General features: G+C 50.6%; 18 protein-coding genes and 1 pseudogene. 4 read left to right on the top strand and 15 right to left on the bottom strand.

Going from position 1 to position 20047, the window contains the following annotated elements; all coding sequences use genetic code 11:
* Window positions 1-41: 41 nt before the first annotated feature.
* Window positions 42-1019, bottom strand: coding sequence for a DMT family transporter (locus P0X86_RS13880; RefSeq protein ID WP_277748712.1), 978 nt, complete (start codon window positions 1017-1019; stop codon window positions 42-44).
* Between the two features lie 128 nt (window positions 1020-1147).
* Here P0X86_RS13880 and pdxR point away from each other — a divergent pair, with 128 nt between their 5' ends.
* The gene (gene pdxR / locus P0X86_RS13875; RefSeq protein ID WP_277748711.1) at window positions 1148-2542 is read left to right on the top strand and encodes a MocR-like pyridoxine biosynthesis transcription factor PdxR; all 1395 of its coding nucleotides are present in this window, start codon (window positions 1148-1150) and stop codon (window positions 2540-2542) included.
* Window positions 2543-2581: 39 nt separating this feature from the next.
* On the opposite strand, the pseudogene P0X86_RS13870 reads toward pdxR, so the two are convergent.
* Window positions 2582-3261 (bottom strand): annotated as a pseudogene (locus P0X86_RS13870) (FMN-dependent NADH-azoreductase).
* A 149-nt stretch (window positions 3262-3410) separates the two neighbouring features.
* Between P0X86_RS13870 and P0X86_RS13865 the strand changes: the two are divergent.
* Genes P0X86_RS13865 through P0X86_RS13855 form a run of 3 tightly spaced genes read left to right on the top strand, consistent with a single transcriptional unit; the run spans window position 3411 to window position 6916 of the window.
* Window positions 3411-4745 carry a spore germination protein gene (locus P0X86_RS13865; protein WP_277748710.1) on the top strand — a complete coding sequence of 445 codons (1335 nt, stop codon included), beginning with the start codon at window positions 3411-3413 and terminating at the stop codon, window positions 4743-4745.
* Window positions 4738-5832 carry a GerAB/ArcD/ProY family transporter gene (locus P0X86_RS13860; protein ID WP_277748709.1) on the top strand — a complete coding sequence of 365 codons (1095 nt, stop codon included), beginning with the start codon at window positions 4738-4740 and terminating at the stop codon, window positions 5830-5832. Before P0X86_RS13865 ends, P0X86_RS13860 begins: the two co-directional genes overlap by 8 nt.
* Window position 5833: 1 nt before the next feature.
* Window positions 5834-6916, top strand: a complete 1083-nt coding sequence (locus P0X86_RS13855) for a Ger(x)C family spore germination protein (RefSeq protein ID WP_277748708.1) — start codon at window positions 5834-5836, stop codon at window positions 6914-6916.
* Window positions 6917-7068: 152 nt separating this feature from the next.
* Here the strand turns inward: P0X86_RS13855 and hisC are convergent, their stop codons facing one another.
* The 13 genes from hisC to P0X86_RS13795 all read right to left on the bottom strand — a co-directional run bounded on the left by hisC (window position 7069) and on the right by P0X86_RS13795 (window position 20018).
* Window positions 7069-8196, bottom strand: a complete 1128-nt coding sequence (gene hisC, locus P0X86_RS13850) for a histidinol-phosphate transaminase (protein WP_277748707.1) — start codon at window positions 8194-8196, stop codon at window positions 7069-7071.
* Window positions 8197-8246: 50 nt separating this feature from the next.
* Window positions 8247-8552 (bottom strand): Dabb family protein, encoded by a 306-nt coding sequence (locus tag P0X86_RS13845; protein WP_096775477.1) that lies wholly within the window; start codon window positions 8550-8552, stop codon window positions 8247-8249.
* Between the two features lie 143 nt (window positions 8553-8695).
* Complete coding sequence (locus tag P0X86_RS33135; RefSeq protein WP_347177541.1) at window positions 8696-9361, bottom strand: hypothetical protein; 666 nt, start codon at window positions 9359-9361, stop codon at window positions 8696-8698.
* A 4-nt stretch (window positions 9362-9365) separates the two neighbouring features.
* Window positions 9366-10301, bottom strand: a complete 936-nt coding sequence (locus P0X86_RS33130; RefSeq protein ID WP_347177540.1) for an alkaline phosphatase family protein — start codon at window positions 10299-10301, stop codon at window positions 9366-9368.
* A gap of 130 nt (window positions 10302-10431) precedes the next feature.
* Window positions 10432-11643 (bottom strand): Bcr/CflA family efflux MFS transporter, encoded by a 1212-nt coding sequence (locus P0X86_RS13835; protein ID WP_096775475.1) that lies wholly within the window; start codon window positions 11641-11643, stop codon window positions 10432-10434.
* Between the two features lie 130 nt (window positions 11644-11773).
* The gene (locus P0X86_RS13830; protein ID WP_277748706.1) at window positions 11774-12994 is read right to left on the bottom strand and encodes an MFS transporter; all 1221 of its coding nucleotides are present in this window, start codon (window positions 12992-12994) and stop codon (window positions 11774-11776) included.
* Window positions 12995-13113: 119 nt separating this feature from the next.
* The gene (locus P0X86_RS13825) at window positions 13114-15621 is read right to left on the bottom strand and encodes a WG repeat-containing protein (protein WP_277748705.1); all 2508 of its coding nucleotides are present in this window, start codon (window positions 15619-15621) and stop codon (window positions 13114-13116) included.
* A gap of 167 nt (window positions 15622-15788) precedes the next feature.
* Window positions 15789-16250: a DUF2269 family protein gene (locus P0X86_RS13820; protein WP_277748704.1), complete on the bottom strand. Its 462-nt coding sequence runs from the start codon at window positions 16248-16250 to the stop codon at window positions 15789-15791.
* Window positions 16250-16870, bottom strand: coding sequence for a TetR/AcrR family transcriptional regulator (locus P0X86_RS13815; protein ID WP_096775471.1), 621 nt, complete (start codon window positions 16868-16870; stop codon window positions 16250-16252). The genes P0X86_RS13820 and P0X86_RS13815 overlap by 1 nt, the downstream gene beginning before the upstream one ends.
* 26 nt (window positions 16871-16896) lie before the next feature.
* On the bottom strand, window positions 16897-17349 hold the full coding sequence (locus P0X86_RS13810) for a DoxX family protein (protein WP_096775470.1): 453 nt from the start codon (window positions 17347-17349) through the stop codon (window positions 16897-16899).
* A 186-nt stretch (window positions 17350-17535) separates the two neighbouring features.
* Entirely contained in the window at window positions 17536-18780 is a 1245-nt protein-coding gene (locus P0X86_RS13805) for an MDR family MFS transporter (RefSeq protein WP_277748703.1), read from the bottom strand.
* A gap of 340 nt (window positions 18781-19120) precedes the next feature.
* On the bottom strand, window positions 19121-19525 hold the full coding sequence (locus P0X86_RS13800) for an NUDIX hydrolase (protein ID WP_096775468.1): 405 nt from the start codon (window positions 19523-19525) through the stop codon (window positions 19121-19123).
* Between the two features lie 13 nt (window positions 19526-19538).
* The gene (locus P0X86_RS13795) at window positions 19539-20018 is read right to left on the bottom strand and encodes a DMT family transporter (protein WP_277748702.1); all 480 of its coding nucleotides are present in this window, start codon (window positions 20016-20018) and stop codon (window positions 19539-19541) included.
* Between the last annotated feature and the right edge of the window lie 29 nt (window positions 20019-20047).

The raw sequence follows: 20047 nt of genomic DNA, 5'->3' as shown, positions 1-20047 counted from the left end.
AGCCAAAGAAGCAGCGATCAACGCTGCTTCTTTTTGTTAACCTATTCCCTCACTCCAGCGAGGCTTCCATGTTCCGACTGAAGCAGTTTGGCCGACGGAGGGCTTATGGCCTGCTGCCTGCCAATGAGGAACATACCGAGAACGACCAAAATGCCTCCGCCCCACTGCTCCCATCCTGCGGGTTCTTTTAGTACCATGACAGATAACAATAGAGCCGTGAAAGGCATCATGCCGGAAAAAGCGGCAGCTGTTGAAACATGGCAGCGCTTGATGCCGGCATACCACATGATGAACGCCACGGCCGTAACGATCGGACCATACCATATCAGTGCCAGCCATTCTCGTAACCCGATGGCGGCCAAAGAATTGACAGGATCCTCGGAACCTGCGGGAATCAAGCATAATAGGAAGGCGATCGCCGTTACGAGCGTCGTTTGGACTACAGGATGCATGGCATGGTTTGGGGAAGCCGTTTGCTTCACCGAACCGATACGAGATAGCAGGTTAAAGCCGGATTCGCTTAGAGCCGCGCAGAGCACCAGCAAGTTCCCGTATATGTGCTGCACCTTGAAAGAAAGGCCGGGCGTGAGAATTCCTTGTAATACGAGGATGCCTCCTACCGTGCTGAGAATGCCTGCCAGCTTGCTGCCGCTAACCGATTCCTTCAGGAGTATGAATGCCAACATCACGGTAAAAGCGGGCGTAGTCCCCGTGAGTATTCCGGCTTCTGCCGTGCTAGTATGAAGAAGGCCATGCAGTAGAAGCATCCGGAACAGAAACATACCCAAGAGCGCCTGAAAAAACAGATACCCCCATTCACCCCATGACAGCCTGCCAACCGTTCTCCTCAAATCCTTCATGCAAAAAGGAAGCATGCATAACAGAGCCAGCAATAAGCTGGCCGCCGTTATCGTAAACGTACCTAACTTTCCGTTCAACAGCCACGCCGTGATGACAGAGGTTCCTGCCAGCGTGAAAGCCCCCACTAAATAAAGCATCCCTTTCCATCGTTCCAACATGATCACATCCCCTTGAAATCTCCAATCGATAGCCGCTAATCTATGCTACAATCATAGGAAATTAACTGGTATGATAAAAGAACCAGTTGATCACAAATATAAGCATACCAGTCGGAGGTCGAGCCAGCATGTGGGGAATCAAATTAGATCGGAACAGCGAAGTTTCGCTCAAACGCCAAATTTATTTGGCCATAAGGGATAAGATCGTTCAAGGAAACCTGCCGTCAGGAGAAGCCGTCCCCTCTTCCCGTCAATTGGCCAGAGATCTGAACGTGTCTCGTGCCACGGTCAACGAAGCTTTGGACATGCTGAACGTCGAAGGCTATGTCGTCAGCAGACAAGGAGCGCCGACGCGCGTCGCCCCAGGCATCGTGCTGGATCCTCCGACTGACGCCGAACCGCGGACGCAAAAAGAAGGCCCTCCTGACTTTGCAGCGGATTTTCGTACGGGCCAGCCAGAACTGAGGTTATTCCCGCGATACGCATGGCAGCAGATTTCATCGAAAACCCTTGGCGGCATGAGCTCCGCCCTGCTGGGTTATACGGGTCCCCAGGGCCTGCCGGCGCTGCGCAATGAAATCGCCTTATGGCTATATCGCAGCAAAGGACTCAGCGTGGATGCCCAGGATATATACATAACGGCAGGCGCGACGCATGCGCTCAGCATCCTTGCCGATTTGCTCTATCGGGACCGTCAGGAGATATGGTTTGAAGATCCTTGCAATATCGAGATGCTGCAGACGTTTATCAATAAAGGGTATCGCATACGTACAGTTCCCGTGGACGAATGCGGCATGCAAACAGATCTGCTGGGCGGCAAATCAAGTGGTCCCGTGTATGTCACCCCCTCCCACCAATTTCCACTTGGCGGTATCCTGCCGGCCGATCGGCGCGCTGCCCTTATTCGTTACGCCAGAAAGAACGACAGCTATATCATTGAGGACGATTATGACAGCGAGTTCAGATATTACGGGGATTCCGTCTCGCCTTTATATGCCATGGATCCCGATAGGGTGGTCTATGTCGGCACATTCAGCAAGGTTCTATTCCCTGCGCTTCGCATCGGTTACGCGGTGGTTCCCCGTCAGCTTCAACAAAGCTGGGGCCGGTTACGTACCCATACCGATGTGCAGAATCCCCCTTTTGAACAGGCTGCTTTGGCCGAATTTTTACATACCCGGAAATTTGACAGGCATATCGGGAAAATGCGTAAGATCTACGGCGAACGCAGGCAGGTCCTCTTGTCTTCATTACATGAACACTTTGGAGATGAGTGGCGTTCTTGGGGAGATGCAGCCGGTTTGCATCTTGCCGTAGAGTTTCCCGGGGGTGTCTTTGAAGAGGCTTTCAGGCAGAGGATCAGGCAAGATCGAATACGCATCACGCCGCTGGATTATCACAGCATTCAAAAAGGTCTCCACGCCAACAAGCTGCTGTTTGGCTACGGCCATCTTGAGCCTGGCGAGATCCGTGACGGAATGATGCTCCTGCATGCTTATTTAAAGGATCACGGATACTTATAAAAAAGGCTGCCATCAGGCAGCCTTGTTCATGATACATTCCTATTCCGCTAATCCACTTCGTATAGGCTCTATATTTGAAGTCTCCGCCATAGCCAAGGCCTTCGCAGCTGTTTCGGCTTCCTGAAAAGCCTTCTCCAGAATTTGACTTCGATCCAGAATGGCATTCCCTTGTGCCCGGATGATCTGATAATCCATGATCCCCATGAAATTAAACATGGATTTAAGGTACTTATGTGAATATTCCACCTCGGTATACCAGTCATTATTCGTGTAAATGGCGTCACTTGCCTGAATGACCAGCAAACGGCGGCCATCGGTTAGCAACCTTCCGAACCGTTCTTCGTGTATCGAAATGTCTCCCGCGCGATGAGGATGTTGTCGATATAATCCTTAAGCTTGGACGGAACGTTGAAATTGTGCAATGGCATGGCTATGACATACTTCCGCGCATCCTTAAACTGCCTCAGGATGACGGACATCCGGTCCGTGATCTGCTGCTCCTCTTCGTTAAGCGGCCCCCCTCTTCCCTGTTTGCTCCATGCCTCAAGAACCCTGTAGTCAATCGCAGGTATATGATCGCGGTATAAATCTACCTGTTCGATTATCCCTGCTGGATTCCATTTCGTGTACGCCTCTACAAAATGCTGAAGCACCTGTAAACTGACAGAGGCGGCTGCTTCCACCTTCGGATGAGCATTAATAATGAGCATTTTTTCCATCCAATTTCTCTCCTTTTTAATCTATTCATCATATAGACAAATAAGGCAATGCGATTGTGACATCAACCGGCCGTACTTTTTATGCATAAAGCGGAGACCGTAATGGAAATGATATCTAGTATCAAGAATGGCGGGGAGCGGATGCTGGAATGAACCTCAAAGAAAGCCTGGCTGAATATTTCAAAGCGAATGCCGATTATTTCAATGTTGAAATTCGATTGCTGCAATATCATGTCCAGGTGATCGGTTTTGATTCATTGGTGGATCTTCCCCAGAGCATCGCATCGCTTCAAACCCAAACCTCGAATCTAACCGAAACCGCCCTGCCGCCCGCAGATCTGCTTAAAATTTTGGGCGAGCTTGTTGAACCCGATTTGGAAGAGGTTGTGACGGGAATCAAGAAGGGCCACCTGATCCTTCTGGAACCCCTGTCCGGAGCCTGCTGCGCCGTCCTTCCCATATCGAAAACTGTCACCCGCTCCATCACATCTCCCGAAACCGAGAACACATTATACGGCTCCAGCAGCGCCTTTCTGGAAGATATCAATATGAACATCGGCATTCTCCGAAAACATTGCACCGGATCGTCCTTGCACGTGGAAACGTACACCGTCGGAAAAAGTCATCCCAAATCCTTATTGTTAATCTATCAGGAAGACAAGATCAACCCCCGGTTATTACAATCCATTCAAGCAAAAATCAAATCAGGTCTGGATCAGGATGTTCATCATATCCAGCAGCTCGAAAAGATGCTTGGCGTCAACACGTGGTCGCTCGTAACCAACTTCAACATGACGGAACTTCCGCAGAATGCAGCCCACTCCCTTCAGCAGGGCAAGGCCGTGTTAATGCTTGACCGTTATCCGTTCGCAATCATTATCCCCAGCCTTGTCATGGATATGTTCTGCATGAAGGACGATCATAATTATCCCCTCCCCTTCATGTACCTGATCCGATTCTTGAGAATCCTCGGCGTATTGATCGCGACGATAATTCCCGGACTCTATGTTGCCCTGGTATCCGTCAATCCCGAGGTTCTTCGGCTCCAACTGGCCCTCTCGATTGCTAACAGCCGTCAGGAAGTCCCTTATCCCGCCTTTGTCGAGATGCTGCTGCTTCTTATCGTTCTGGAGCTGATCCTGGAAGCCAGCGTCCGTCTACCCAAAAGCGTGGGTCCTACCATTACGATGGTTGGCGGTATTATACTTGGCCAAGCTGCCGTATCCGCCAAACTCGTCAGCAACCTGTTGATTATCGTGCTGGCGGGTACAACCATAGCTTCTTCTACGGTGGTAGGTTTCCAAAACTCCGTATCCGTGCGAGTGTTCAAGTATCTGCTGATCATACTGTCCGCCATCTATGGCATGCTGGGATTACTTGCTGGAATCGTTGTCATCTGTGCTTATATGGGCCATCAGAAAAGTATGGGGATTCCTTACTTGTCGTTACCAATATTGAATCAGAAGGATGAGCGAAATGGATAAGAACGGTTATCAAGCAACCATCCTGTACGTGATTTGTCATATGGGACTTATTTTTTTCCTCTATCCCTCCGACATGTTTTCCGGCATGGACACGGGCCACTGGATCGGAATCTCCATCAGCTATGCGCTGCACGCAGCTGCCCTATATATGTACATTAAAGGTCTGAAATGGGCCGCCCAGCCGAATGTCGTGGATATGTTCCGCAGCACCGGCAAATACCTGGCGTGGATCTTATTGCTTCCTGCATTCTTTTACTTCGGCATCGCTATCATCGTAACACTTAGGGCCTATTCCGAGATGTTAACTTTGGTCTTCTTATCGAGCACGCCGTTGTGGGCGGTTCAGCTGCTATTGATTGCGATTGGTTTTCTCATGGCGTGGCAAGGAATGTCCAGCATGGCGCGAACCAGCGTCCTGTTGGTTGTGTTGTTCATGTCCCCCATTTTGTTTGTTCTCTGCCTAGGCTTTCAAAATGTGGACTGGTACTACTTGCTGCCGCTCATTGACCGCGAGCAAACTTTTAATTTCATCGCAAAGCCCGATTTTCTGGTCAGTTTATTCGTTTACGCAGGCGGCTCCTTTTTCCTGGGATTGCTGCCTCCATCCATACATATCAGTCTCAAGAAAATGATGCTGGGCTGCCTTCTGCTGCTGCCCATGTTCTTCTTATCGGTCTATTTGCCGCTTTTGACCTTTGGTCAAGCCACCGCCGAGTTATACCAATTTCCCATGCTGATGACCATAGATACCGTGAATATCACCTGGCTGTTGTTTGATCGGATCACGATTTTCTTCTTATTAAGCCTGATGGCGTTTGCGCTGATGTACTTGGGAGTGACCTTATGGGTTCTTGCGACGCTAGCCCAGAAGGCTGTCCCGAATGTCCCCGGCATCTACCTGTTGATTGCTCTGACCGCTGGTCTGTTTGCCATATCCTTGGCCATCCCCAACTGGAATTACCTCAAGAATTTGCAGGTATTGATTATTCCTTTGCGATTGTATATTTTCCTGGTGCTTCCGCTGATCACGTTCCTTATCGGATGGCGGCACAAGCACAAAGCAAACCGTGCAACGGAGGTAACCTGAAATGGACAATCCGGTCAACATCCGCCATCCTTTGAAATGCTTTCTCATGCTGGCTGCCCTGGTCCCCTTGCTTGCAGGCTGCTGGGATAACAAAGACATTAACCATCGCTCGCTTCCGGTGATCATGGGCATTTCGTTAACGGAGGAGAATCAATATAAGGTGTTTCTGGACATTCCGGCCACGAATGAAACCAGCACCGTCAATATCGTTTCGGATACGGGCAACACCATCAATGAAATCATCGATCATATGAGCATGAACATGGAGACTCAGGTGGATCTGCTGCATTTAAAAATCGTCATCGTGGATAAGAACTTTGCCAGCAAGGGCATGGAAGACATTATTTCCGCGTTTAATCGGTCAAGGGACATCTCATCCAAAACGCTTTTAGCGATCTGCGATGAAGAGCTTGATCAATTCTTTTCAAAGGTGCAGGCGAAATCGGAGCACAGCGGCAGCATCGTATATGATTTTTTTGAAAAAAACGCCGGATGGAACCCCCAGCTGGCGGACACGCGCGTATGGCAAATGTTTCGAAGCATTCATTCCTATACGCACGACGTGATCGTCCCGATCATTCGCTCAGGCAGATCCACCAGTATCGAATGCGTAGGCTCAGCCATCATCAAGAATGGCAGGATGACAGGCCGAATCGGGCCCGACGAAACCCTTGTTGCCAATGCCTTTTACGGAAAAAGCGCATTCGGGAAGGTCGAGGTTATGAACAGCGCCACCGTTCAAATCATTAGCAACAGGCTGACCCATCGCAGCTGGATGAAGGATGGAAGACCTTATCTTCGAAGCCATCTCAGGCTGAAAGTCACCATCCTGGACTCCAGGGGACACCCGACGGAAGAGCAGATCAACGGGAAGCTGGAAGAACTGCTCACCACCAGGCTGAATCAGATGTTTAAGCAAACGCAAAAAGAACAAGCGGATATACTGGCCCTGGGACAACATTTCAGAAACCACCTGACCCGCGAACAACTGCAGGATTGGAGAACGACGTATTATCCCGATCTGGATTTCAAGCTGAGCGTTACGACCGTCATTGAGAATCGTGGCAATCTTAAAAACCTGTAGGTCCCGGAAAAATGGATCAAAAACAGATGGAACTCAAAACAAAAAGAGCCGCGCCTGCGGCCCTTTTTGTTTTGGATGAGCTGGATGCTGCAAGATTTTTGATGTGATCCTTGCCTCCCGGGTTATGCTCCATGTATTGTTTCTTCAACGGTTTACTTTGATTCGATCAGGATCTCGCGTAAAGCGTCCAGCAATCCTTGATTTTCTTCCGCGGTTCCTACCGAAATCCGGAGATGATGCGGAAGCCCCCACCCTTTGGCTGACCGAACGATGATCCCCCGTTCCAGCAGCTGTTGGTATATGATATCTGCATGTTCGCCAAGCTCTGCCAGAATGAAATTGCTCATGCTCTCGGCGTAAGGAATCGATAATCGGCTCAGTCCCTCATAGATTTGGTGCCTTCCTTGTTCATTCATCCGGCGGGATGCATCGACATGCTCTTCATCTCCGATTGCGGCGGCGGCCGCTGCCTGTGCCAATGCATTCACGTTAAAGGGCTCCTTAACCTGCAGCAGCGTGCGGATGATCCCTTCGGAAGCAGCGCCGTACCCGACTCGAATGCCCGCAAGCCCATAAATTTTAGAGAAGGTATTGAGGGTGATGACCGGATATCCCGACTTGATGAAATCGATGCCGTCCGAATAATCGGAGGCCGTGGCATAATGGCGGTACGCGGTATCAATGACAACCAGCACACGATCCGGAAGGCTGTCGAGCAGCTTTCTCATTTCGGTCTCTGGCATGTAGGTGCCTGTAGGATTATTCGGGGTGCACAGGTAAACGATTTTGGTACGTTCCGTCATGACGGCCAGCATATCTTCAGCAGAGAAAGCATATGGCTCGCGCAGCGGCACCTTAATGACCGTGCCCGACATGAGAAATGCGCCAAATTCGTATTCGCTAAATGTCGGATCGGGCACCACAATCTCGTCGCCAGGCTCCAGATACGCCCGTGAAATCAGCATGATCAGCTCATCTCCGCCGTTCGTCACGATGAATTGATTCGCTGCCAATCCCAGGTGCCGGCCAAGCGCTTGCGCAAGAACCGACGAGCGTTCATCGGGATAACGGTGCAGGTCAGGCAGCTGATTCTGAATGGCTTGCAATGCTTTTGGCGAAGGACCGAGCGAATTTTCATTGGAAGCCAGCTTAATGACGCGATCCAGTCCGTATTCTTGCTGCACTTCCCAGATGGGTTTACCCGCCGTGTAAGGCTTCAGACGTCCTAGCGCCGGCCGCGGCGTTATTTGAGGCTCCGACCCTTCCCCTGCTCTAGTCAATGTTTTCTCCCCCTAACATGATTTATGGTGCCATTGCTTATGGGCCACTTCTATATCTCGCTGTAATCGATCTCCAGAAACTGCTCGACTTCCTTCTCCCAGCGATTCTCGACAAAATCAACATGCTGAGGATGCACATTGTAGGCTTCATAATCGGCTTCGCTCGCAAACTTCATGGAGAAGCCGTAATCGTATGTATTTTTGGGACTGATTTGCTTGAATACCTTAAACTCCTGAACCGTCGGAATCGTGCTGAGGGCAGCTCGTCCGTCCTCCAGGAAACGATGCTCTTCCTCCGAGCCTTTCTCGTGCTTAAGCGAAAAAATAACGGAATGAATCAAGCGGTTTGATGACATATTAGTCCAACTCCTTCTCTTTTTCTAGGCAAGAATTACATCATATTATAACGGCAAAGGCCAAAAAAATCGCTACTAAAAAGGCACCCTTTTCCAAAAAAAATGGAACAGGGTGCCTAGCACAGGCAGATTCATCGGCAGCACTATTTTGCCTTTTGATTGTGATTCGCCAGCAAATCAAGCAAATAGGCTTTCAAGTCAACCATACGTAAATGCGGAGGCTTTTCGTTTGTTCCGACAATGATCAGCGGAACAAGCGATTCCATGTGGCGAATCGATCCGTGGCCCCCGTCCCCCTCATGGGTCGGCGAGCTTCGGTCCGCCAATTCGTATCCCGGTTTAGTCGTCACCACCAAGAATTGTCCTTTATGGGAGTTCAGCGCCCCTGACAATCTTGCCAGCACATCCGGATATTGCCCGTAGTCCAAAGTGCGAGTCTGGGCATTCAATTGAAGGTCCAGCACTTCGGCATCCAACTTCACGGTCCACGCTTGTTTATAACGGTCGATCAGGCTGCCCTTCTCTTTATATTGGAGCTCCTTATACGTGGATCCCTGCATGGCGTGAATCCATTCGTCTTCTTTCCATGCAACAAAATCAATGCGGTCATCCTTGCTTATGATTTCGGCCAAGCTTCGCAACGTACGATCCGGCTTGAACTTATATACGTAAGCCATCGTTTCATTCACCGCCAGCGCAATCTCGGTTTCATCCTTGAGATCCTCACCCGGCTTTAATATGCGGATGCCCTTCAGCATAGCAGGCAAATCAATCTCCGAACGCTGCTCACGTGGAAGAAGCTGCGTCATGCCGCTATCCCCGGCGATGACAAATATAGCCTCTTCGAACGCTTTTTCCGGGGATCCGAACGACTGCAAGTAAGGATTGAAGCTGCTGATCCACCTTTTTGACGCCTTCGAGCTCCGACGGCCCCTTTTTATGAAGCTTCTGGTCCAAGTCCGGCAAATATACATACAAAAAATCCGGCAGCTTATCAGCTTGGATCAGATAGTTTACGGCCCCTATCGCGAACTTATTGTTCATCCCCATCCGTTCGGTGAGATCGTCAGGCAATTTCTCGTTACCGTCGAAGGGATTGGACAGAGCTCCCAAGGTTAAAAAATCCGGGCCTTTAACTTTTATATTTTTCTGCAGCGACGTCGGCCCCTGTATCCAATCCGGGATCGTCAGCGTATGCTCGGTCGTTCCGCGATATACCAAGCCGTTGATCGACCCCGATTTCAAGCCCCTGAGGGCTAAATCTTCGTGGATCGTACGCGAATCCGCATGTAAATGCTTCCCGTTCAGATGGATTAACGCATCGGTCAGGACCGGATTGATCCCCTGCCTTAAGATTTCCATCGGTCCGGTGCCGTAATTGATCAATTTTTTATCGTCGGTCGAATACCATAACAGACCCGGAACGCCATGTACGTTCGGATAGGCTCCCGTTAACATCGTGCTGTCGATCGTAACGGACATCGTAGGAAAAGAGCTGACCAGATCCTTGTAGTATTGCCCATGTTCAATCAAGGTTTGAAAGGTGGGCAGCTGCTTTTGGGATATGCCCTTATCGATGGCCTGAGCCATTAGGGAGTCGATCATCAAAAATATGACTTTCTTATGCGTCGCTCCTTGTTCGGATTTTACCCGCAGCAAATCCTGCTCGGCAGGTTGTTTGTGCTGGCATCCCATTACCGTGATCAATACAAGAGACAGCATTCCGAATAAGATGTTTTGTATACGCATTACCATTCACCACCTTCGTACATTTTGTCACAGAGATGGGAATGTCATGCAAGGGATATTTTGCATATTCGCAGCATGTTCAAACTTAAAAAAGAGAGGACGCTTATCGCCCTCTCTCCCATGGTCTGTATCAGTAATCCGCTGCCGTCCCCTGCGTTTTCGTCAGTTTGAAGAACGATCCCGCACCCAGCACGGAGGTGGCGAACAGGATGGCTCCCATCGGCACGGCGGTGGATTCGTTAATCCCGACCAGCGGTGACACCATCGAACCCAGCATTAAGGGAAGCAAACCGATGACTGCGCTCGCGCTTCCAGCCCGATGACCCTGGTTCTCCATGGCTAGCGTAAATGTACTGGTAGCTACCATGCCGATCGTGATCATATACGTAAAGATCAAGATGACAATGACCGCAAGAGGTCCTTTGAGCATCGTCATGATCAGCAGCAGCAAGGTTGCACTTACCGAGACCATAACCCCGATCCGAAGCAGGCTCCGCTCATGTATGATGCCACCAAAACGGCCAATGATGAAACTGCCTGTTATAATGGCGATTCCATTGATTCCGAACAGAATGCTAAAGACTTGCGGCGACACTCCGTAAATGCCTTGATATACAAAGGGAGTACCGGAAACGTAAGCGAAGCTTCCGCCGTGAATGAAGCCTACCGTCAACGCGTAACCGATAAAGGAACGATCCTTGAACAGGCTTCCCATCGTACGTACCGAATGGGCCAGGGAGCTTGGCGTTCTTCTCTCGCGCGGCAACGTTTCCTGTAGCCGTATGGCCACGATCAATACGATGACTGCCCCGAACAAACTTAAAAAATAAAAGATGGAATGCCAGCTCGCTCCCGGCATTAGCAATATGGCCCCGCCGGACATCGGCGCAACCATGGGAGCAACCGCGTTGATGACGGATAATAAGGCAAAAAACTTCGTAAGCTCGCGGCCGCTGAACACATCCCTTACAACGGCGCGCGAGATGACCAGACCTGCCGCTGCGGTAAAGCCCTGCAAGAATCTGGCGATGACAAGCGCCGTAATATGGGGTGCCAAAGCGCAGAACAAGGAGGAAAGGGCAAACAAGACCAGCGAAATGATGAGCGGCTTTCTTCTTCCTTGCGCATCGCTGATAGGTCCCACAATGATCTGGCCGACCGCAAGGCCGATCAGGCAGGATGTCAAGCTTAACTGGACGAGCGATGCACGCGCGCCTAAGTCATCGGCGATTTCGGGAAAGCTGGGCAAATACATGTCGATATTGAACGGTCCTAATATGCCGAGCAAGCTAAGGAGCAAGGCTAATCCGAGGCGTTCTTTTCCTGTCGGGTTATGAAGCATAATGTGTCAAACACCTCTACTCTATGATTTTGTATTACATATCCTGTCATTGACTTGTCCATAAAATAGTAAAACTGCAAGGCTGAACTCCCTATGTATCCCAGCCGACAAAAGAAAAGCCCGGTTCGAATCAAACCGTGCTCTTCCCGCTTTTATAGAGGATCCGATTAACCTTTTCGGAGCTCAGCATCATGATCAGGGCAAACAACAGGATGACGACGGGAAACAACCCGATGGATATCTGGGCTGCAACGATCCCAAAGAGCGGGGGCAGTATCGTTGTGCCTGTGTAGGCAACAGCCATTTGATACCCCATGATTTTGGATGATTGGGCTCTGCTGAAGCGCGCCGGCGTTTCATGCAGCATGCAAGGAAATATGGGCGCTAGGCCGAGTCCGATGACAATCAAACCGATGAGGGACAGATAGGGATGCAGCGGCAGCAATAACAGGACGGCCCCTGCAATAGCCGTCACCTGCCCGGCCCGTATGAGAGTGAGATTGTTGATCTTCAGCGTCACGAATCCGGTTATGAAGCGGCCGACCGTAATGCCTCCGTAATACATGGATACCCAGACTGCCGCTGTTTCCAAAGGGAGCCCCCTGGTCCCTACCAGAAAGCTTGCTCCCCATAAACCAACGGTCACTTCAACACCGCAATAGAACAAAAATGCCAGCAAGGTAACCTTTACCCCTTTGATCTGCAGCGGATTGCCGCGTTTCTGGACCATGGCTTCCCCTCTGCTCGCGGAGTCGGTTCCCGTGTGTACGTCCTGCATGCCTTGAGGCTGATGTCGGCTCGCCACGATCTTCCATAGCGGTAACGTAAGCAGCAGGATGAAGACCAGCGCGAATTGCAGGATCGATACGGTATAATATCCGTCTCTCCATGCATTGCCGGTCCCCATGGAATAGGACATGATGATCGGTCCTAACGTTGCGCCGACGCCCCAGAAGCAGTGCAGCCAGCTCATATGATGGGCCTTATAGTGGTTTGCCACGTAATTGTTCAACCCTGCATCAACTGCTCCTGCGCCTAGACCAAGGGGAATCGCCAACAGAATGAGCCAGAACAACGATGGCGCAAACGAAAACCCGAGCAGCGCGCTGGCCGTCAGCAAGCAGCTGATAAGCGTAACGATCCCCGTCCCGAAGCGTTCGATCACGCTTCCGCTGACCAGGCTGGACACGATCGTGCCTCCGGTTACCATCATCGACAGTAAACCCGCGGATTCAAAGGCCGCTCCGATATCCGGCTGCATGGCCGGCCAGGCGACACCAAGCAGCGAATCCGGAAGCCCTAAACTAATGAAGGCAAGATAAATAATAAGAAGAAAAAATGTTACCACCATGAAGGTCCTTTCAACGTTGATATCAATATGGCAATATTCATCTATTCTAAACCTTGTTCGGTCTTATGAAAAGGCCAGGCACGGCTTTTGTCCTCGAAAGCGGCGCGCTGAATGAAATGTCAGGAATGGAACGCCTTCCAGAATTCACCTTCGGTATTGATGATATCCGGGATCTGTGCGAACGGAATGGTGAATGTCGGAAAACCCGCGGCGTAAGGAGCAATCTCGTAAGGCGCAAACACCAGATGAATCGCATGATCCGTCACATAGAAGGACTGGTCGGGAGCGATTCCCGTATAACTGTCCGGAAACACGTACGAATACTGAGGATCCTCCTTGATCTGCTTGCCGACGATCCGGCTGAGCTCCTGCACATAATCGCTGCCTGGCTTAAACAAATCCTTCAGCAAATACATGCTGCCGTTCCCCAGGTTAATCAAGGCAAAGGTTCGTGTCGGCATGCCATGCGCAGCACCGAAGGGATAATGATAACCGTTCAGCTCGAGTACTAGCAGCTGCTCCTTGTAGAATATGACGTCAAAATCGCCTGTATAAGCATATTCCAGCTGCTGGTCGGCCGGGATGGACTTTACTTGAGACATATCTTTAAGCTTGTTATTAACCGCTTGCTCGGCAGCCCGATCCCTCATTCCCTCGATCTGAGGATAATAAACTAAGTAATCCGGATTGGGTTTATACTTCTCCTCTGCGACCTGATAAGGAGGCTGTAACGGAATTACCGTATTCTGCTTCCAGATGACGCGGCCCGATCGATCCAGATACGACAGCCTCTGATCGACCATGGCCTTTATCAAGCCGCCTGGTTCCAGCGTAAATGAACCGCTGCCGTTATCGCGGGGATATCCCGGTGCCGGTTGGCCTGATCGATCGATGAAATACGTCTGCATCGCATCATATACCGAGGCCAAACCGTGCGTGAATTCAAGAACGTCACGATATACATAATCGGACAGCCTCTTTCCTTCCCAATCGGCAATGGCATAGATAGATCCAATATACGGCTGTTCCGGATCGATCGCACGCCCGAGTGCAAACCGGTCTTCCTTCAAATCCCGGATGTCGTTATATTCCGGCTGGATCACCCATGTTCCCTGTTTATTAATGACGCCATACTTCGATCGGTAATCTTCAGCCGTGTTAACGATAGCTCTGCCGTGATGGAAAGGAAATGCCGAAGAAAAAGCCGGCGGGATGACAACGTTTCCCTGTTCATCGATATAACCGTACTTGCCGGCGCTTTCCCTCTGGAAGGCCAGCATGCCCTCACCTAGCGGTCCAACGTAAGCGAACGGATAGGTGGCCAATTGGCGTCCCTGGGGATCGATGAGGGCATACAGATTTTCTTTTATTTTCACAACGGCTTTGCCGCCTGCAAAAACATTCGCTTCCTCATACTGCGCAGGGATCGCCTCCTGACCCTCGGCATCGAGGTAGCCGTATCGGCTGTTTGCGCCATCTCCGCCGCCGGAATCGGTAACATCGAAAACGGCTCTTCCTTCGCTAAGCCCCGCGATATACGGATAACTCCGCCTTGTCAGCACTCGCCCTTGTTCGTTGATCATCTGAAAGCCTTGACGATCGATCACGGTCGCTCGATGTTCCAAGAATGGGCTAATGGATTGATACGTGGGCTTCACGACGAAACGGGCGAACCGGTCGATGAGCCCATAAAGGCCGCCTGCGCCAACGACTGCAAGGCCATTGTCCTGGAAATCCTGAGCATCCTCATACTTGGGTTGAATGACCATGCTGCCGCTACGGTCAATGTATCCCCACTTTGTTCCGCTCGTTGTTTTCACGGATGCCGGATATAAGCGGCCAAGGGTCTGCGATTTCCCCCTGCTTGCCAGCATTTCCTTGATCCGGCTCTCAAGCTCAAGCAGAATCTCGCGTGAAGGGTAAGGCTCTGCGAACTCAAGTGCTTTACGGACCGACACTAGCGCGGCCTCCGGCATCCCTGCCCGGTATTGCGCGTCTGCCAAGTAGTACCAATAATAAGCGTAATCCGGATGTTCGTGCGTCAATCTCTCGTAATACTGAACGACGGCAGGAAAATAATAAGGGTAAGCATCCGTTGCAAGCACTAACGTTCCTCGGTCCCACCTGACCACTTCGACTCGATACGCTTCTCCCGTATCGTGGATCCATAACGCGATTTCAGCAAGACCATCCGAGCCCGCCGGACCGGGCAGATCCACGATATCGATATAACTGAAATTCACGTCAGCAGGCGCGATATCCTTATATCCCTCCGAAGTCCATGCGTAGATCGACAATTTGGACCAGATAGAGCCGAGCTGCCAACCTACGATTACATGGTTCAGGCTAGGGTTTAACACGGGAGCTGCCGTCAGTAAAGTAACCCCATACCCCTGTCCCATGACATTGGCAACGACTTCGTAACCAGCATTTCGATAAAGCAGCACAAATAGATATAATGCTTCATTCAATCGATACACTCCAACGATTTCAGGCACCTGATCTCCCGTAAGATCGGCGGTTATGACGGCAGCATGTTTGGCAGTATGACCCATGTGTACAATTTCCGCGCCGTTTGGCAGATAAGCCTTAACCATCTGAACCAGCTGCGGATCATAAACGGACATGAAGTTTTCCTCCCTATTCGCAAGCTTTCTCGCCTAATCGTATGCAGACGATTGTCAAATATGCGCTAACGCGAGAGGGAGACGGCGCTTCACGCGACATGTTTCGTTGCGGACCGTTAACTAAAAACGACCCGATCGCGGTTTAGCGATCAGATCGTCATTATCGTTCAGAATGGTTTGCTCACCATGAGGTATAAAATAACGAACGGCAGCAGTGTTGCTATCGTCCCGCCTACCGCCCAATACGTTGAAGCTCGCTTATAACTTGCTGATATTCCTCCATCCTCTACGGACTGCAAACTATGCCGAATCATTCCTTTTTGCAGAGGAATCAATATGCCCGCCCACAGAATTCCCGTAATGCCGAACAAAACCAAGGAAGCCGTAAGCCAGCTCATCCCGCTCATTCCATATCCGGCTTGCATGGCCATCACTATGCCTGAAACGATGATCAGCAGCAGGCCTGGAAGCGTGAACACGGCATCGGCTAACATGACATTTTTTACCGTCTGATAGATTTCTGCAGGATCCCCTTTCAGGTCCGCCCGTACCTTCCAGAATGCTGCCGTGACGATATTGCCCAGAAACAATACGCATCCGGCAATGTGAAGAAATAACCATAACGTCATCAGTCATCCCCCTCCTTCCGATGCCCGGGCCGCAATATATCGATGATGAAATCCGAATATTCCTTCGTGCTGAATACATCGCTTGTTACGCCGATAAGTCCCCGCATCCGCAATCCGAAAGACAACAGCTCGAACAGCTCCGCCGTCCGTTCCGCATCGATGGATTTCGTTATGACGCCGGCTTCCTGGCCCGTAACAATCCATTCCTTGGAAGTGGCTCTCGCTTCCCTGTAGAAGCCAGCCACAATGTCGGCAATTTCCGGCTGATCGCTTTTGCCGATCAGGTACATCAAGATCAGGTTGCTGACATCGTCCCTGCTTTCCAGTCTCGACATGCCGTTTGCAATGGCATTCATCGGCCCGTCAAACTGTTTAATGTCCCCTTGCTTGTTCACCTCGTTCATGAACTGCTCGTTCTGTTCGGCAAGCTTTGCTCTTAACACGAGGACAAACAGCTCATCCTTGCTTGAAACATAATGAAAAATAGCTCCCTTGGACAAGCCGGAACGCTTCATGATGTCATTGAGCGTGGTTCGGCTTGCGCCCTGCTCACGTATCAGTTCTTCCGTGGCTTCAAGCAGTATTCGCTTGGTCTGCTCTCGTCGTTCTTCCTGCTTCATCTGTTATCCTCCTTGATGATGGTTGGTTACCCCTGAGGCGGAAGCCATCCCGCCATGATGACCGCAGCCAAGAACACGATTTGCATCAGCGTTCTCGGTCCGATCGGAGTGGCCGGCTTGCCGTCGAGCGGCAACCGGTGTTTTGCAGCAAACACATTGGCCGGAAACATGGCCAGCAGCATAAGAGCCAGGCCTGAAGAGGCGAAGGCGGTCGTGGCCGGAATAAGGATCAGAATAGCTCCCGCAATCTCCAGCACCCCGGTGACGGTAACGACAAGCGCGGCATTAGGGATCCCCGGCGGGACCATCGCGATCAGATCGGCTCGCCGTTTTCCCCAATGGGCAGAAGCCGTAATCAGGAACATGACCGCAACCGCTAACCTGAGCGAATTAACCCAATCATTCGTATACTCCCAACCTGCAAAGCCCAGTGCCCGAAACAAAAGAAGCGACACGAACATGGCAATAAACGGTATCATGGCCTTCACCAACCTTCCGTGAATTTGTAAATCCATTATATATACCGACCGGCGGTTTGTAAATATAAAAATACAACATTTTTCCAAACCTCCACGGCAAGCCTCGTATGAAAAAGTAAAAAAGCCAAGCCGGTTGCGTCCCAACCCGGCTTGGCCCTTTCTTTTTACGATCCATTCAAGCGTCCGCTAGCTATGGCTTTTTTCTACATACATTCGAAATAGCAGAATATACAACACCGTGCTGATCAAGGCCGATAACAGTATGATGCCGAATACGCCCATCGGCGGTACCCAAGCTGACAGAAATACCGTCACCGGCGCCAGCAATCTTCCTACCGTAAACTGCAAGCTGTCAGCTCCCATATACTGCCCTCTTGCATGCTCCGGCGCATAATGGCTGATAAAGCTTTGCGTCACCGGCGAGCGGACAATTTCCCCGAAAGTAAAAATAATGGTTACGAAGAATAAAAACCAGATGTTGGTGTTCAGCCCAAGCGCAAACGTGCCTACACCGGATAACAAGGAAGAAAGAACGAATACGTCACGCTCCTTCCAGTTCCGAAACCACTTGGTTACCGGAAGAATAAATAGAACGAACAGGAGCCCGTTAAGGCCCAGTACCCACCCAAGAATCTCCGTGCTCGATAACATTAGCGAATGACCGTTCCAAGAGAACAGCGTCTGGGATGGCACATAATCGATGACATATACCGCCAAATACAGGTCCAGCTGCATGATGGTCACTAGGGCAAATATCCCTGCCAGTATGTATACCAGAAACACTTTATCCCGAAAAATGATGCCATATCCCTTCCACTGCGCCTTGAACACCTGAGGGATCGAATCAGATCGCTCCGGACTCTTCGCTGAAGCCGGCAAGGTTTCCCGAACAATAAAGTAAATCGCGATGAAATAGACCAGCAATACGACTGAACATGACCACAGGAGCTCTTGCCGATACTGAAAAAAGAAAATGGCTCCAAGTGCCGGACCAAGCACGGCCCCTAAGTTGTTCGCCGTCGTAAACGTTGCGAATACCTGCCGTCGTTCTTGAACGGGAACCAAATCCGCTACCATCGCCGAACTGGCCGGCCTGTAGATGGCTCCCCCGAATCCGATGCCGATAAATGCGGCATAATCGGTCCAGTGCGAAGGCGACAGCGCGAACAGCGCAAACATGACCGTTTGCAGCGAGGCACCAAGCAGCATGACGGGGCGTCGTCCCAGCCGATCGGCTAAAGCGCCGCCGAGGAGGCTGCCAACGATGCTGAATATCGGAGGAACCGTCATTAGGATTCCCGCGATATGATTGCCTAGAGCAGCGCCGAAATATACCGTTATGAAAGGAAAATACATCCAAAACAGCATATTGAACAGCGCTTCGCCGAATAATCGAACCTTTAAATTGGTATTCCATAATCGTATTGGCATAAAACTCCCTCTCTTCAGTCCCAACAGCCCAAGTTAAACATTGGCGATGCAGTTTCTATCCCGGCCGGGTATTACAAACTATAGGGCATTTTCCTGGCAAAATATAGACTTATATTTAACGCTGAGTTATACTAATAATATCAAAGCCGAATATAGTGATTTTCAATTTAGATGACCCATAAAACGAACATTTGTTCCAAATACAAAAGACGCTCCCCTCGGAGCGTCTTTTTTTGTTGCATGGCTGTATTCACTTGGGCCTGCTGTCAGGACGGGCATGGATAATGAAAACGCCCGTCAGATGGCAGCCAGGATCAAGTAATAGGATAATCCCTAAGGCTTAATCCGCCAGTTTTTTCAGTTCATGCAAATGATCAAAGATCATCTGGCTGACCTCGGAGACCCGTGCCCGATCCTTATACGTGAGCCATGCCAGCTCTTCAATCTCCGAAGCCGGTCTTAACTCCCCTTCATATTCAGCCGTGTAACAGGACATCGTTACTCGAACGCCCTCCGATTTACCGTGGGCGGAAGCGCGGAAGCTCCCTGCATTCGCCGCGGACTCCGGTTTGATGCGAACGGACAGCTCCTCCTCAATTTCCCGAACCAGGGTTTCGATATCGGATTCTCCCGGTTCCCGCTTTCCTCCGGGCAGGTAATACGTGTCCTTGCCTTTTGAACGTGCGCACAGTATGCGTCCATCCACGATGTGGATCCAAGCGATTTTATCAATTTCCGTTATCATATGGATTCCTCCCTCATTCTTCGTTTGCTGATGGCCATGCCGTCTCTTGCTGCTCCTGTTTACCGCCTAACTTAAATACTAGTATGCCCCCGACAATCACAAGAACACCGATCAGCTGATTGCTCGTAAACGGGACCTTCTCCAGGCCCAACCAGCCCAAAGAGTCCCACAGCAGCGCGAAGCCGAGCTGCGAGGTCATAACGATCGAAATCGCGAATGTAGCACCAAGCAGCCTTGTCGCTTGTACCAAACAGATCACGACCCCGACTCCGATCATTCCGCTGATCCAGTACCAGGGCTCCATGTTTTGAATGTCGAATGTCCCTTTTCCCTCTACGGCAAGACTCATGGCGAACGAAGCCACAAAGCCCATGCCTAGCACCAACGTCGTTGTAGACCAGGAGCCTGTTTTTTCATTCACCCTGTTATTGAAAATGTTCTGCAAGCTAACCAACGAACCCGCGATCAGCGCTAATACCAATCCTGCTACCATGCTCTATCTCCCTTACGGTTTCTTTCACC

The organism is Paenibacillus sp. BR1-192 (assembly GCF_029542445.1).
Classification (GTDB): Bacteria; Bacillota; Bacilli; order Paenibacillales; family Paenibacillaceae; genus Paenibacillus_AQ; species Paenibacillus_AQ lautus_A.
Note: the sequence above shows the minus strand (reverse complement) of the source record. Positions and strands in the feature narration are given on the sequence as shown.

Bases quoted from the DNA above. Each gene is read 5' to 3' on its own strand.
- P0X86_RS33130 (WP_347177540.1), bottom strand. From the start codon at position 10,301: ATGCGTATACAAAACATCTTATTCGGAATGCTGTCTCTTGTATTGATC.
- P0X86_RS13860 (WP_277748709.1), top strand. From the start codon at position 4,738: ATGGATAAGAACGGTTATCAAGCAACCATCCTGTACGTGATTTGTCAT.
- P0X86_RS13820 (WP_277748704.1), bottom strand. From the start codon at position 16,250: ATGACGTTATGGTTATTTCTTCACATTGCCGGATGCGTATTGTTTCTG.
- pdxR (WP_277748711.1), top strand. From the start codon at position 1,148: ATGTGGGGAATCAAATTAGATCGGAACAGCGAAGTTTCGCTCAAACGC.
- P0X86_RS13810 (WP_096775470.1), bottom strand. From the start codon at position 17,349: ATGATACCGTTTATTGCCATGTTCGTGTCGCTTCTTTTGTTTCGGGCA.
- P0X86_RS13845 (WP_096775477.1), bottom strand. From the start codon at position 8,552: ATGTCATCAAACCGCTTGATTCATTCCGTTATTTTTTCGCTTAAGCAC.
- P0X86_RS13880 (WP_277748712.1), bottom strand. From the start codon at position 1,019: ATGTTGGAACGATGGAAAGGGATGCTTTATTTAGTGGGGGCTTTCACG.
- P0X86_RS13805 (WP_277748703.1), bottom strand. From the start codon at position 18,780: ATGCCAATACGATTATGGAATACCAATTTAAAGGTTCGATTATTCGGC.
- P0X86_RS13830 (WP_277748706.1), bottom strand. From the start codon at position 12,994: ATGGTGGTAACATTTTTTCTTCTTATTATTTATCTTGCCTTCATTAGT.
- P0X86_RS13825 (WP_277748705.1), bottom strand. From the start codon at position 15,621: ATGTCCGTTTATGATCCGCAGCTGGTTCAGATGGTTAAGGCTTATCTG.
- P0X86_RS13815 (WP_096775471.1), bottom strand. From the start codon at position 16,870: ATGAAGCAGGAAGAACGACGAGAGCAGACCAAGCGAATACTGCTTGAA.
- P0X86_RS13855 (WP_277748708.1), top strand. From the start codon at position 5,834: ATGGACAATCCGGTCAACATCCGCCATCCTTTGAAATGCTTTCTCATG.
- P0X86_RS13835 (WP_096775475.1), bottom strand. From the start codon at position 11,643: ATGCTTCATAACCCGACAGGAAAAGAACGCCTCGGATTAGCCTTGCTC.
- P0X86_RS13865 (WP_277748710.1), top strand. From the start codon at position 3,411: ATGAACCTCAAAGAAAGCCTGGCTGAATATTTCAAAGCGAATGCCGAT.
- P0X86_RS13795 (WP_277748702.1), bottom strand. From the start codon at position 20,018: ATGGTAGCAGGATTGGTATTAGCGCTGATCGCGGGTTCGTTGGTTAGC.
- P0X86_RS33135 (WP_347177541.1), bottom strand. From the start codon at position 9,361: ATGACGCAGCTTCTTCCACGTGAGCAGCGTTCGGAGATTGATTTGCCT.
- P0X86_RS13800 (WP_096775468.1), bottom strand. From the start codon at position 19,525: ATGATAACGGAAATTGATAAAATCGCTTGGATCCACATCGTGGATGGA.